This window comes from Paenibacillus sp. YAE3 (assembly GCF_057546105.1).
Map to the genome: position 1 here is coordinate 139553 of NZ_BAAIYF010000001.1, position 13656 is coordinate 153208.

Annotated in this window: 12 protein-coding genes; all 12 read right to left on the bottom strand. The window is 53.9% G+C overall.

Going from position 1 to position 13656, the window contains the following annotated elements; genetic code table 11:
- Window positions 1-17: 17 nt before the first annotated feature.
- A complete protein-coding gene (gene comX, locus AC27KL_RS00590; RefSeq protein ID WP_156124503.1) occupies window positions 18-191 on the bottom strand; it encodes a competence pheromone ComX in 174 nt (57 codons plus the stop codon).
- A gap of 157 nt (window positions 192-348) precedes the next feature.
- Complete coding sequence (locus tag AC27KL_RS00595; RefSeq protein WP_339323343.1) at window positions 349-1269, bottom strand: polyprenyl synthetase family protein; 921 nt, start codon at window positions 1267-1269, stop codon at window positions 349-351.
- Window positions 1270-1439: 170 nt separating this feature from the next.
- Window positions 1440-2225, bottom strand: a complete 786-nt coding sequence (locus AC27KL_RS00600; protein ID WP_487168436.1) for a hypothetical protein — start codon at window positions 2223-2225, stop codon at window positions 1440-1442.
- Window positions 2226-2242: 17 nt separating this feature from the next.
- The gene (locus tag AC27KL_RS00605; RefSeq protein WP_487168437.1) at window positions 2243-3070 is read right to left on the bottom strand and encodes a SagB/ThcOx family dehydrogenase; all 828 of its coding nucleotides are present in this window, start codon (window positions 3068-3070) and stop codon (window positions 2243-2245) included.
- A complete protein-coding gene (locus AC27KL_RS00610; RefSeq protein ID WP_487168438.1) occupies window positions 3054-3968 on the bottom strand; it encodes a thiopeptide-type bacteriocin biosynthesis protein in 915 nt (304 codons plus the stop codon). The genes AC27KL_RS00605 and AC27KL_RS00610 overlap by 17 nt, the downstream gene beginning before the upstream one ends.
- Window positions 3969-3984: 16 nt before the next feature.
- A complete protein-coding gene (locus AC27KL_RS00615) occupies window positions 3985-5922 on the bottom strand; it encodes a TOMM precursor leader peptide-binding protein (RefSeq protein WP_487168439.1) in 1938 nt (645 codons plus the stop codon).
- Complete coding sequence (locus AC27KL_RS00620; RefSeq protein WP_487168440.1) at window positions 5919-7247, bottom strand: hypothetical protein; 1329 nt, start codon at window positions 7245-7247, stop codon at window positions 5919-5921. Before AC27KL_RS00620 ends, AC27KL_RS00615 begins: the two co-directional genes overlap by 4 nt.
- On the bottom strand, window positions 7228-8328 hold the full coding sequence (locus AC27KL_RS00625; protein WP_487168441.1) for a hypothetical protein: 1101 nt from the start codon (window positions 8326-8328) through the stop codon (window positions 7228-7230). The genes AC27KL_RS00620 and AC27KL_RS00625 overlap by 20 nt, the downstream gene beginning before the upstream one ends.
- Window positions 8309-10888: a lantibiotic dehydratase gene (locus AC27KL_RS00630; RefSeq protein ID WP_487168442.1), complete on the bottom strand. Its 2580-nt coding sequence runs from the start codon at window positions 10886-10888 to the stop codon at window positions 8309-8311. The genes AC27KL_RS00625 and AC27KL_RS00630 overlap by 20 nt, the downstream gene beginning before the upstream one ends.
- Complete coding sequence (locus AC27KL_RS00635; protein ID WP_487168443.1) at window positions 10860-12050, bottom strand: M20 metallopeptidase family protein; 1191 nt, start codon at window positions 12048-12050, stop codon at window positions 10860-10862. Before AC27KL_RS00635 ends, AC27KL_RS00630 begins: the two co-directional genes overlap by 29 nt.
- 5 nt (window positions 12051-12055) lie before the next feature.
- A complete protein-coding gene (locus AC27KL_RS00640; protein WP_036707305.1) occupies window positions 12056-12781 on the bottom strand; it encodes an ABC transporter permease in 726 nt (241 codons plus the stop codon).
- The gene (locus tag AC27KL_RS00645) at window positions 12778-13641 is read right to left on the bottom strand and encodes an ABC transporter ATP-binding protein (RefSeq protein WP_487168444.1); all 864 of its coding nucleotides are present in this window, start codon (window positions 13639-13641) and stop codon (window positions 12778-12780) included. Before AC27KL_RS00645 ends, AC27KL_RS00640 begins: the two co-directional genes overlap by 4 nt.
- Between the last annotated feature and the right edge of the window lie 15 nt (window positions 13642-13656).

Genomic DNA, 13656 nt, shown 5'->3' on the forward strand with positions numbered 1-13656 from the left:
TTAAGCAACTTGAGAATTTAAGCCCAATATGCGCTTTTGCGGAGGGAGTCATCCGGTTTGCGCTCTTGCATGACATCCAAGAATGCGCGCTGTTCGAATGCCGACATGCCGGCCAGCTGCAGTTGTCCGTTTTGAATCCGGGCCATAAATTCAGGTTCCGTTACAATTTTGCGAATCATTTCTTTCAACATTGTCGTTTCCTCCCAATGGATCAATTTGCTTCCTTTGATTTCAATATATCAAGGCAGCATCCATTGCAAAACGACAACGTATCACGTATTTCCCGCAAATCGATTGCGTGGGAGTTTGCGGCATCATTGCGGTACCCCGAAGAAGTTGATCAGCTTGTTACCGCGCGGCTTCGATCATTAAGTCACGCCATTTCGCGTCCATCTCCATGCCCTCGATGATGTTCAGAAACCGGTAATAGTGGGATCGCATCCGAACGGAAGTATATAATGCGGTGCCTGTCCGCTGCACCACGGCGCAAAACTCCTCTTCGCGATGCAGCACCTCCTCCGGTTGGAGGCGGCCCGCAAAATAGTCCACGATCCAGCGTTCATCCTGTTCCTCGGCAGTAGAAAGCAAAAACAGTACCGGGAGCGTTTTTTTGCGGCGCAAAAAATCATTTTTGTTTCCCCAATCCAGCAAATCCCTATAATCGTTTTTAATCTGAGCGGCGATGCCGACCTCCCGGGCATACTCGGCCACCCGTTCGTCCGCCTGTCCGGTAGCCAAAATGACTCCAATCATGCAGGCGCATACCAATAGGGCCGCCGACTTTTGCTCCACCATCTTCAGGTATTCATCCTCGTCGCGGGCGGCATTCAGCAGATCCAACGTTTGGCCGTTAATGGCCACCAGCATTTGACGGTTTAAAAAGGCTGCGGACTCATGCACCCTCTCCAGCGGAAAGTCGCTGTAAAGCAGCGTCTCCTGGGATAAGGTCAAAAAGCCGATGGCGAGGTTTAGCGCAATATCCTTCGAAAGCCGGTGCCAGGGCATTCCTCCATGGTCTTCATCCTGCAAATCGTCGATGATGTCCAGGCCAAGAATCATCAGCTCCACCGCTGCCGCAGCCCTGTAGACGGCGTCGCCTTCCCCGCCGAACATCCGGTAATGCAAAACGGTCATTTTGCCGAACAATAGGGATTCGGCTTGCTTCACCCGCAAAGACGCCAAAGCAGCCTCAAGCAGCATTTCCACTCTGAAAAACGCCTTTGCTTGGCCTTCCAATTCGGACATGATCCTGGGTTCAAATTGCTCCACGAACTCCCCTCCCGAAATTTCGCAATTTCCACCAATATTTAACTCTTATTTTAATGGATGCTACAATCCGTTTCCATAGTTTTCCTGAAACTCCCCCGCAATTGATAGGCCCTATAATAGTTGAAAAAAAAGCATCTGCAGGCCCTGGATCGGCCGGCAGACGCTTTTATTCAGCTTATTAGGCAATGACAGCGGGAATAACGCGGAGTGATCAAACTCGTAAAACCGATCTCCTGATCGCGAAGCAGCATTTTCCGCTCATGGACGGTAGACAGCAATGTAATATAGGAGCTATAGTGGTCGATCAGCGATTTGAGGAACTCCTCTTCCAGGAGCTGTCCGGCAGGCACCGACAAAGGACTCGACCAACGGATTTGATAAGCTTCGAGCTTGCGGACCATGCAATCCAGGCAAAAGGTTGGGTGAGTGACGTACATCGGTCCAATCTCGGCGATCCGGCCTTGCATGACACGGCACAGAAACAGGGTATCTCCCCGCTTGGTATCCATCTCCTGCTTCAGCTGCCGAAGCTGTCCGGGCTCGCGGTACAAGACCAGATAGTTTCTCGGAGCGTTAGTGTCTTTAAGAGACGGGGTCTGCCACAACCGAAGGTCCAAGTCCGCGTCCTCGTATGCGATGACGGCAAACTCCGAGCGCAAATATTCCCTGGCGACGACCAGCGACAATGAATAGAGATCCACGTCGGGGCCAACCTGCGAAAAGAACCGTTTGAACCTTTCCAGCCCTTCCGAGCGGACCCGGTCCACCAAAATCCCTTTATGGTACAAGTTTTGGACCCCCTGGGCGCCCGCAGGCAGGTCCTGATTCTCCAAGATCCGCTTCAGCTTCTCGGGCTCTTGATGGGGAATCGTGTAAAGCGGATGGTCGCGGCGGTAACGGTTCATCACCCGCAAAGCTTTTTCGGCCGGCTCAAGTTCGAAAAAGGCATTAATCATTCGAATGTCCTCCTCCTTTACCCCAGCAGCATGGCGTACACGCAGTGCTGGTATTTTTGTTCACGCACCTGCAGCATTTCCTCCACTTTATCGGCAAAAAAACCGCAGATGGGCAGCGTTCGTTTATCGAGCGCGGTACTGATCAGCTGGATGTTCTGGGCGATATGGCCTGCCTCGATCAATGCAAGCTTATAAGACAACCGCCCGTATTTCCGGAAACTGTACTGCAGGTCTGCAATGAAAAACAGCAAAATCGAAACGCCTTCCAGCATGGAACTGCGGGCATCCGTTTTGTATAGCGTCATCGGAAGCATCCGTTCAAGCTCGCCTATTTCAAGAGAACCCCGATACCGGTAGAGCTCCTGCTGTACCGGCGCGTAATAGTACACGCCTTCCTCCAGCCCCTCCACGCCGCGGATATACATGTACAGTTTAATCGGATACATGGCGCCGCCCGACGGATATGTACGCATCGCAATCACTTCTTCCGTTCCTCGGCTGCCCATATGGCGGTGAGTATCGCGGATTCCCGCCGACCAGGTCAACAAAGCGTTCACGTCGGATAACGTCCACGTCTGCCCCATGCCGTTAATAAAGGTTGATCTTCGTTTAAGCAGCAGCCGGGCCAATTCGGCCTCCGCGTTTTCGGGAAACGACGCTCCCCGCTCCAGCGCAATTTTCTCCATATATTCAGGCAGGGGCACTTCATGCTTGGAAAAAACGTAATCGTCCAGCGGCCGCTGGTTAAAACGCCATGCGACGGACCGCGGTTCCTGATTCGCCAACTCCTCGAACAGCACGTCGTAATCATAAAATTCGGAAAGCTCGTTATGAGACGGTTGCATTTACGTTCGCCTCCTGACCGGTATGGAATCTCCATAAAACCTCATAAAGCGCATATTCATATTCCGGGCCCATCCCAAGGCGGTTGTTCAGCATATGGAGATGGGAGTAGAATATCGACCTGACCTTTTGATCGTCTTCGATCGCATCCGCCATCGTGGAGCAGCCGGCAATCAGCCTTTCGCGCAACCTGCCGTACTCCTCATCCGAACGGATCAGGCGGGAGGCCGCTTCTTTCAGCCGGGGATAATCCTTCCCTGCTTGAACGAAACGGTCCGGAATCGACATCCGTTCCAATTGATAGAGGCGTTTCCAGCTGTCCGCGCTTTTGCGGTAATAGGAAACCACGCCGCCAAGCCGGACGTTCCCGGCGAAAAAGAGATTCGCCAGCTCCTCCACGGCCGTCATGGCTACCAAAAAACGTGCCGTAAACGAAGATTGCTGCGTAAGTCGGAGAAGCCGAACGGCCATCCGGCTCGATTCAAGAAAAAGCGTCTCCGTCAGCGGCATCAGCTGCATGCCGCCATACCGCTCGTATTCCGGCTCATAAGGCTTTGCCACGATCTCCCCTTCCTCGTACCAGCCCAGCTGTTCAAGCGACAACGCCACCCCGTCGAATTTATGATTGCGGAAGTACTCCTGCTTGGTGAGCCGGCTGCTGGCGGGATGCTGCCGTATCCACGATTTGGCCTTTTCAAACAGTTCTTCCGCATCCTGCCCTTCCGGACCGAGATAACGAATGCGGATATGCGGTCCGTCCTCCCAATATCTGAGAAAAAACCATTTTGAAATGTTCCCTTCGGCCATCCATCTCTCCATAAGATCGGCAAGCAGCAGGATCAGTCCGTCGTACATGGCGTAATTTTGATAATAAATCCGGTAACTTTTCCAGGTTTCCATGGAATATCTCCTCCTATCAAGGAAACGGATGCGGCTCGGGATTCAATTCAAACTCCCCGCGAAAGCCCCGCCGCATCCGCTCGCGGCTTAGCCGCTCGGGAATAACGCGCCGATGCTGATGGCCGAAAGTCATCGGGAGCATGCCGGGCACAAGCACCTTGGCTGCATAAAGGCCGAATTCTGCAACCTCGCCGGGCGTCACGTCTGCAACGTATATATTTTCGTAATGCTGAAGCACTTCCGACGCCAACTGTTCCAAATCCTCCGCCAAATCCTCATGGGTAAAGCGGGAGCTTTCATAAAATATTTCCCTATACGCTTGCCGGACCGGAAGTTTGGCGGATGCGTCCTGGTTCAGCAAGAATCCCAGACCTCTCCCGCAGTTTTCCTCGCTTGCATAATAAAGCACATGGTCCTCAAATTCCGTTACGGCTTCCGGCCGGCCTGCCAGCTGCCGCACCCGCTCGCGCATCGCCTCATCCCGTCGAAGCGCATCTTCATAAATCGGAAGCGACGTAATGACCTCCATGGCGGCCGATTCAATGGCTTTTTCGGGAATAAAATGGGCCGCCGCCGCATTATAGCATTTCATGAGCGCATTCTTTCGGGTATCGTAAGCCACGGCCCATACGCTCGGCACCCGAAGTTCCATCGTAATATCGAAAAACCGGACTTGGATCCCTTCCAGTTCCAGGAAGTAAAGGAGCTGTTTCAACTCGTCCAGGCCGGTATCCTCGATGTCAAGCTCCTGCAACGAAAGCCGGTTATACCAGGCGCAGAGGAAATGATCCCGCTCGATCAGTTCGAACAATCCGTGGAGCACCGCTTCTTCACGGGAGCTTCCTAACGCGAGTCCGTTCGAGCTGTCGTACACAAACCGATTGGTCTGGTCCCTGAAATGCCCGTCGGCGTAATAAACGAGCTGCTCGGGGACCAGAACCTCCCGCTTCTCCTTCAGCGAATAGGCCGGCGTCCAGTATATAGGCAGCTCCTCCGTGTAATGTTTCAGCCGGAATTCCGGATGTTTCGGATCGGCTTCGGTATGCAAGCCGAAATCCACCGGATTCGCCGCGATGGCGCGCACCTGGGCATAGCTTTTCTTCTCGGCCGAAGGCGCCTCGTGAGCGCACATGCCGCAATACCGCTCGACAGCCTCCAGAACGGCCACCTTCTCGGCATCCGTCCGACGATAGGCTCTTCCGAACCCGGTCTCAACATATGCCGGACTCACCCGAATTTCGACGCCGCCTGCTTCGATCATGGAAGAGCGAAGCTCACGATAGCTGTGCGTCGCCGTTCCGCTGTCCCTGTCGAACCAACGCTTTAGGACCGCGCCGGTATCCGGGCCGGAATTCAGGCGGTATATCCGGGGGGCTGGCTTAAATCCGCTTTGCAAACCATGGATGAATGGATTTTCGCGTTTTACGTCCGGCGAACATATAGGGCAATATCCGCTTCGTCTCAACACGTAGGAATCGGCCCGCCATGCATCAAGCTGGATATGCTCCGCCCGCTGGTCATAACGTGCAAGCAGTTCTCCTGAGAGCTGAAACGCCTCCATCATATCCACGACAAATTCGGCCGCTTGGGGATGCGGCGAAGACAGCCCCGGCTCCCCGTATGCGAGCGAAACGATATTTTCCCTGCCATTCGCCTGCAGCCTCCGCTTCAAGCAGGCGAAGCATACGCCGGACCGGTCTGCGACAAACGGGCCTACCAGGAGCGTATTCAGCAATTGATGATAGAAAAATACGCCCCCGGCGGGCTGGGGAGCCGGTTGGAAAAACGGCGCGAATTCCTCTTCCTTGAGGCCATCGGAGATGACGTGAAGGACCATGCCCGGCTTGCCGGACCTCTCTTGGGTCAGCCGGTACAACATGCCGCGCCGGTCCATCTCGCCCAGAACTTGCTGCAGCAGCACGCCGCCCGTTTCATATAACATCAGCTCTTTCATGCTTGCTTCCCTCCTTTGCGGCGCAATTGAATCACGGATATTCCGCTGTCCTGAAGCAGCGGAATCCGCATCGCCCTGACCTCGTATATCCGGGTGATCAGCCGATTCAGATCCTCCGCCCGGCAAGTTTCCGGACGGTCCAAGTCTACGGGGGGTTGCGTTTCGATCATCCGGAAACTTTCCGGACCCGCGGCCCGGATTCCGTTTTGGCGGACTAAGGCATAATAAAGGATCAGAGCATCCTCCATCACCCGTCTGGACGCGGTGCCGTATACCCTGTCCGTCCACGTCTCCTCTTTAGGGCCTGCGGCTGCGCTCCACAGCGGGGTTCCAGGAATATGGTCCACATGGAGATACAGCTGCTCCTTCTCCTTTACGAAGCGGTTGATCATGGCATCTATTCGCCCATTCAGGGCAAGTTCTGCATAAGGAATGACCTGTCTTTCCACCGGCCCCTGCTCCAAGGCATAGGTCGTCATCAGAAATTGGGCGAGCCGCTGGAGCCCGTGCCGGGATCCGGCCACCACCAACCAGGCTGCCTCCGGATCCATCTTCTCCAATCGGAGTTCCAGGTTGCGGCAGGATGCGTATACGATCTGCTCCGCGCCCGATTCCCCGGCAAAGAAACTGCCGTCATCCGCACTCGCCAACTTGTAAGGAACCTGGATCCATTCATTCCGGCGGAATAGAAAGCTCGTAATGATGCGGCTTTCGAGGCGCTCCATCGCATCGATCATTGCGGTCCATTCCAAACGGTCCTCTCCGGAGAACAGTTCCCGCAAATCAAGTTCTTCCAATGCGTAGTCGCTTAACAATTCTTTTTCTTCCGCGATCCGTTTGGCGTCCATGGCAATCGCAAGAACGGTCTTGGCTTCTTCATTTCCTGCATCCCCCGCACGGGCCCGGCTTGCGGCTGCCAAATGCCCTGCGTAAATATCGAGCAAAAGATCGTCCTTTTCCTGCGGGCCGGCTTCGGCAGCTGCCATCAGCTCCGCATAGTTTTGTGGAGTCACGTTTCGGAACAGCACCGACGTTGCGCCGTCAAGATGCAGCATCTGCCACTGGCCGGAAGCCGGGGGAAGCTCCGTTTCCAATATTCTGGTGCCGGCCGAAGAGGCTGGTTGCTGAACGGGGCTCCCGGATGTTTTCCTTTTTAGAAGACGATCCGTCAATGTCTGGTCGATCTCGGCCATTCTGCCCGGTTTGCCTCCAAGCACGGCTTCTTCCAATATCCGCTGGGTTTCCGGCGGCATTTGCAGGCGGTGAAGCCCCTTCCTTTCATACAGATAAAGCCGGTCTTCCTGCTTAATCAGCCAGTTTGCCATAATCGGTATCACCTGCCATCTTCATTTCCAAATATCGATATGCAGCCCGCCAATCCATGCCGAAGCCGCTCTCCACGCATTCCGCCACCAGTCCCGTAATCCGCTGCCTCCGCAGCGAAGAGATGCCCAGCAGCGGCATCAGCGAGTACAAAGCGGAAGCCACGAACCGGTATACAATGAACCCTTTATCATGGTAATGCCGTAAAAATTGCGGATTCGAATAAAATGTCCGGTGAAATTCGCTCACTTCGTCATGACGTTCAAAAAAATCATCGCCATGCGTCAGCTTCTCCACCTCCAGCTCCCCCCCGTCATAAGCCTGCGCCAGCATCGCCGAAAGCGAGTGGACGAAGATTTTGAACCGCCCGAAGAGGAACTCCCGCTCAAAGATCCCGTTTGAAAATTTCTGAACGCCGTCCGCGATAAATTCCCTTTCGACTTCCGACCGGCCCAATAGCGCCGCCCGGATTTTCGCTTCGATGGCCGGATTCTTTTTCATGGCTTCGATCTGGGTTTTAAAGTATTCGAAATTCGAACGCAGGGATAAGTAGCCGACCTTGAGCCCTCCCGGACTGCCGCTGCCTGTAATGAGAAATATTTTGGCGAATTCAACGTTCTGCCTGTCTTCCGAAAGCTTGTTCCAATCCTCGTAAATGTCCGCAAGCAGTTGGCTTTTCAGCAGTTCCATCCCATAATTGATCCTGGGGCTGCACAGCGGATTTCCGCCAGTCAGCCGCTCTTCCTCCTTCACAACCACTTCGCCGTCCCGGCACAAGGGTAAATAATCCCCGGAGTACCTCTCCATACCGGCAAGCTTATGAAGCATCTTCTCGTATTTTTCATATTCCTCCGCACTGCGCGGTTTAGCATAACGTTCCGCGGCCCGCCGGATCATCCGTTCAAGGCCTTGGTCGGCCTCGGACACGGGGAGCGTCGTTTTGACATGGAAGCCGTTCACCCAGCTTTTTTGCAATATGGCATTTTTCAGGCTCCCCGCTTGGATATACCGGACGATACCTCGAAGCAATGACGCCGACGCCTCGCTGTCGTACAAAAAGCAGCTAATGGTTCGCAGCCGCATCGCCGTACACCTCCCCGCAAGTAATTTCGTAAGTGTACTCCCTGACGCATTCCTGTTTCGGATCCGCCACGGGAAACTCTTCTTCGAGCATCAGGTACCCGGTCTTACCCGCCAGCTGAATCAGCAGGTGGAACAACAAAGGCGATGAGAGGTTAATGAATTGCGGCTTGCGTTCGCCCCCTTCCGTGACTTCCTCCATCTCCGCCATGAATGCGCGCACATAAAACCGGCTAGGCACGCCATGTTCCTCCATGAAATCAAGCACCCGCTTCCAGGAGCCGAACCGATCCTTTTCTTTATACAGCTCAAGCAAAGTTTTGGCAGGAATCAGCCATTTGGCGCGGGAAACGATTAACTCTGAATCCCCGAAGCTGATCCGCGGGACGCGAATGATTGCATCATCATGCCCATCCCAATGTTTCAGCCGTTCGCGGATGACCAGCTCCCCAAGGTCAAAATAACTTGTTCCATGGGAAGACAGCACGTCAAAAGTGGTTAAAATAGCCGGTGCGGCGACCAGAACAAGCGTTCCCAAAAATTGCGGGCGCACAACCTCTCCGGTCTCCTTCTCAAAAAACTCCACGCTCCCTGTGGAAGCATTGTATCTCAGGCCCAAATCCAACCAGGAAAGGAACCGCTCGGATTCCGTCATCGATTGGATCGGCAGCGCGATCTCCCTTTCGACCGTCTTTTTCCGGATGTTTGCGTTAAAGCCAAACGTGTTCCGTATATCCGCCACCCGGTTGCCGTCGAAGCATTCGCTCAAGTATTCGCCGTACGCGGCTCCCGTATCTTTCAAATATTTGAGGAATCTCGCAAAATAGATCGAGAAGCCTTTATACATATGGTTAACGACCATACGTTCACCGTCTTCCTGCACGAAAAAGGAATGGGAAAGCAGCCGTTCGCCGAGCACCTTCTCGATTTGCCGCAGCCACCGGGAAATGTGGTCGTCCGGAATAACGATTTCCTGGCGATCCCCTGCCCCGGTCAGAAAAGATGCCAACTCTCCGGCAATGTCATGCAGGCTGCGAATGCGCGGATGCATATATGCTTTATTCCAGTTGAAAAAGCCGTAGGTCTCTTTCATCAGTTCGGTATCCGAAAAGATCACCTGGGCCATATCCCTGAGCATTCTCGAAGCTTCCTGCGAATTGCTAGGCACATAGGATCTGCCGTAACGCTGCCGGAAAAATTCGCCTGCGGCAAACTGCATTTTGACGACTGTGTCAAAACACATCATCAGCCATTGGTATTGCGACAGCCGATTCAGCTTATGCTGCTGCTCGCGGTAGCTGCGAGCGGTCACCTTTTCGTCGATGCCGTCAATGTACAGCATGCTCCGCCGCGGTATCGGATCCATGCCGAACATCGCGGACAGTTCCTCAAGGGCTTCATACAGCCGTTCCGCCTTGGTACGGTCAAAGGACGCCGCCAGTTCTGCGGTCAGCTTGCGCAATTGCCGAAACGCGTCCAGGCACGGGTGTACGATGCCGTAATGCTCAAGCTTTCGAATGAGCTCAGCCAACAGCTCGCCGGATTGTTCGTTGAGCACGTCGGTACGTTCAAGAACGCCGCTTCCGATCAGGTGGCGAAGCGTGCCGTCCGCTTGATCCCCGTCAATGCCGAGGCCGGTAAGGGTTGATTTCAATTCGTCGTACGAAAGCGGGCCGCGATCCGACAATTTGCCAAAAAGAGCCCTGAGAGCTCCGCCCGAACGCAGCGTCACAAGACCCTGTCTGGATTTGTAAAGCTGCCGCTCCCCCTTCGCATTTTGCAGCACCGTAATGTAATATTTGCCTTCCAGCTCCACGCATGTGGCGTTCAGCCGGTAATGCAGGCGGGTCATAAGCTCGGGCTCCAGGCACAGCCTGTCGAATGCTTGAAGGATCAGCGAATCGTTGATCCGGGGATACAATTTTTTGCATCCTTCCTTTCCCGCGCCGTCGAAGCTGCCCATCCCGGAGTACGTCAGATTGGCAAAAGGGCTCGTCTTCATGCTGGCCCGAGTTAAAAATTTGATTAAGGTATAGTCGAGCTTTCTCAAGCTGCGGTCATGCTGCTCCACCGGCGTCTGCAAATATTTTTCCAATTTGGGCACGATGGCGCTGTTCATGAACATGACGGCATCGCATAGTTCCGGATCTTCCCGGTAGGCGTCGTGCAGCCATTGCCGGTCGGCGCTGGAAAGCTTGCCAAACTCTTCTTCAATCTCTGTCATATCGGACTGCGCGGCTTCACGGGCGGCAAATACGCCCTCCACCTTTTCCCGCAAACCTGCAGGAAACCAATGCTTCACCCGCTCGTAGCGGCCTTGGGCCGAAGGCCGGGCATTAAAAAAATCACGCTTGAAGCGGATCGCTTCCATGCGGTCATGATCCTCCGCGATGCCGGCAATTTCATGCTCCATTTCTTCGATAACTTCTTTGACCGTGGGTTCGAGCCGGGTTGCCCGCGCTTTGGCTTCCGCATACCTTTCGGCCAAATCTCCCAAATAATGAGAGACCCGCCGCAGCGGAAAATGGGTTTCCCTATAGATATAAAGGGGGGATACTTTCATCGTTTTCACTCCCGGTTTCGTAAAGTCGTGTTCTTTCAGCCCGTTCTTCAGCCTGCTCGAACAGCCGGACAATCGCCCGCAGGCTTTCATATCCGTACAGAAGGGCCTCTTCGCCAATATCGAACGACGCCGTATGCACCGCGTTATGTTCCCTTATATAGGCGCCTATAAAGAAATAACAGGTCCGAAGGCCCGGCAAATCCCTGGCATAGAAAGCAAAATCATCGCTTGAAAATAAAAAGGGCGAGTTCAACACCGACTCCTGACCGAATCTCTTGCCGAGCAAGCCCCGGATCCGTTCCGCCAATATGGGGTCATTGGCATACGCAGGATACTCCGAGACGACCCGGTTCCACAAAACGCTGCGCACGGAACCGTTGTGCTGCATCCGGTGAAGCAGCTGGGCGTATCCGCTGCGGTTCGCTTCCTCATCCGCCGATCGGAACGATAGGAAAAACGTTATCCGGTCAGGAACCGCATTGTAGTAGCCGTTCGTTTCGATATGCGTAACTTTACAGATGCGGCGCTCATCGTTATATTCCCGTTGGAACGCATGGACTTGGGCCAACAGCTCCATAACATCCTGTTGGTCCGCCGCATGGCCGGAGCAAAGCTCCAATCCGAGCTCGGCCGTCAGGGCGCCGGCAAGCGCCGTGCCGCCCCGCAGCGCGAAGTATCCCGGATACAAATCAGGCGTGACATGGACCGCGAAGATATAACCGATATCCCGGTTACGCAGGAGCGGAACAAGCTCCCGCGCGCCTCCCAGCACTTCCTCGGCCGCCTGAAAGATGAAGACAAGATTTCTGCGGGGACCGACCTCATCCGCCCATCGCAGCAGCTGCAATAAAATCGACATATGGGCGTCGTGTCCGCAGGCATGATTCATGCCGGCATGGCGGCTTCTATAGTCAAGCTCCTTATCGTCCCGGATCGGCAGTCCGTCCAGCTCAGCCCGAAACGCTATGGCCGGTAGCTTCGACCCACCGTCATAAGACGCAATCAAGCCTTTGTCGGAATGATGGTCGATGCGAATCCGCCGGGTATGCTGACGGATGTAATGCTCGACAAAAGCCCTCGTTTTGATTTCCTTCCCTGCCGGCTCCGGAATCCGGTGAAGTTCTCTCCGAATTCTCCGCAGTTCTTCGAATACGTCCGTCATGGCGGCTACCCCATCATCGCGCTTCTTTTGTATCGGTACACGAACAACGTGACCACGAGCAGAGCAGCGATGTTAAGCGTCAGCATCCCGATGTCCTGGATCGCGTTACTGCCGGCCGATATCGCTCCGACAGCCTTGTTCAAATAAAATCCGGGGAAAAACTTCTGAATATGGACCATGAACTCCGGCATATGAAGTCCGAGATCGTTCGTCAGATTCATTGCCATGAATCCCATGTAGAGCGGGAAGGAGAGGGATTGAAGCGAAACGACATCCAGCAGGAATCCCAGGCTCAGCCCGATGAAAATGTAGTAGAGGCTGGAGTAGACCGCAAGCAGCTCCATTTTCAGCAGCATTCCGTCGATGTTCAATCTGAAAACGGCAAGGCCGAATACAATAATGACGGCGGCGATCAACACGTTGAGCAGCAGCTGGACAAACGCTGTCACAAAAATGAATTTTCCCGGCGAATACGGCGTGACGGCATAGATGCTGCCAATGTAGGACTTTTCCTTGGCGACGCGCGTGCTAAGCGTGTTCAGTCCGCTCCCCGCCGTTCCGAACAACGTGCAAAATACGGCAAGATAAGTAATGTATTGCCCTTGGTCGCCTTCCGGCTTGGCAAAAGCGTTCAAAACCACCAAAAACACCAGCGGCAGCACCAACGTAAAAAATACGAAACGTTTGTTGCGCAGCACCTTCAATATTTCATAACGAATGATCGTGATCATGCCTGTTTCACTCCTTCTTCCGGATTCAGATCATAAATTTCCCGGTAACAATCCCTGACTTCCTTCAGCCTTTCCTCAAACGTCATGCCCCGCTGCTGCAAATACGCGCAAAGCACGGAATGTTTATTCTTGTCGGTGACATACAGCTTGCGGTCTTCCATCAGACCGCCGAACTGGCGCTGAAGATCGAGTGCTTCCTCTGCCGTCTCCAGATAAACGACGATCACCTTTTGGGTGTTCAAATCCTCTTTGCGCACATCGGCGATAATCTCGCCGTTCTTCAGGAAAATAAACCGGCGGCAATAGTCATTCAACTCGTCGAGGTGATGGGAGGTTACGAAAATCGACTTGCCCTGCTCCTGAATTTCCCGGATTTTATTCCAGAACATTCGGGAGGCCGTCACATCCATCCCTACCGTCGGTTCGTCCAGGAACAGCAGCTTGGGATCCGCCGCCAGCGAAAGTGCAAAAGACAGTCTCCGTTTCTGGCCGCCGGAAAGGTTTTGAACCATTGAGCGCGCTTCTTTGACAAGATCGCCGGCCTCGAGCAGGGCATGGGTGCTTACGTTTGATTTGCTGTAGCTTTTGTGCAATTCGATCACTTCCCTGACCCGCAAATGATCCGGAAACAAATCGTGCTGAAGCATGACGCCGACATCTTGCCGCGTATTAAAGTTCCGGATGATCTCGCCGCCATCAATCGATGTAAGGCCTAATACCGAACGGATCATCGTCGTTTTTCCGGCTCCATTCGGCCCGATCAGCGCGATGCTCTCCCCTTCGTCGATCTCGAAGCTTACTCCGGACAATACCTGTTTTTCCTTAAAGCGCTTTTCAACCTGGTTAAATTTCAACAGCATCAACAATCTCCTTCT

Bases quoted from the DNA above. Each gene is read 5' to 3' on its own strand.
- comX (WP_156124503.1), bottom strand. From the start codon at position 191: ATGTTGAAAGAAATGATTCGCAAAATTGTAACGGAACCTGAATTTATG.
- AC27KL_RS00600 (WP_487168436.1), bottom strand. From the start codon at position 2,225: ATGATTAATGCCTTTTTCGAACTTGAGCCGGCCGAAAAAGCTTTGCGG.
- AC27KL_RS00605 (WP_487168437.1), bottom strand. From the start codon at position 3,070: ATGCAACCGTCTCATAACGAGCTTTCCGAATTTTATGATTACGACGTG.
- AC27KL_RS00610 (WP_487168438.1), bottom strand. From the start codon at position 3,968: ATGGAAACCTGGAAAAGTTACCGGATTTATTATCAAAATTACGCCATG.
- AC27KL_RS00615 (WP_487168439.1), bottom strand. From the start codon at position 5,922: ATGAAAGAGCTGATGTTATATGAAACGGGCGGCGTGCTGCTGCAGCAA.
- AC27KL_RS00620 (WP_487168440.1), bottom strand. From the start codon at position 7,247: ATGGCAAACTGGCTGATTAAGCAGGAAGACCGGCTTTATCTGTATGAA.
- AC27KL_RS00625 (WP_487168441.1), bottom strand. From the start codon at position 8,328: ATGCGGCTGCGAACCATTAGCTGCTTTTTGTACGACAGCGAGGCGTCG.
- AC27KL_RS00630 (WP_487168442.1), bottom strand. From the start codon at position 10,888: ATGAAAGTATCCCCCCTTTATATCTATAGGGAAACCCATTTTCCGCTG.
- AC27KL_RS00635 (WP_487168443.1), bottom strand. From the start codon at position 12,050: ATGACGGACGTATTCGAAGAACTGCGGAGAATTCGGAGAGAACTTCAC.
- AC27KL_RS00640 (WP_036707305.1), bottom strand. From the start codon at position 12,781: ATGATCACGATCATTCGTTATGAAATATTGAAGGTGCTGCGCAACAAA.
- AC27KL_RS00645 (WP_487168444.1), bottom strand. From the start codon at position 13,641: ATGCTGTTGAAATTTAACCAGGTTGAAAAGCGCTTTAAGGAAAAACAG.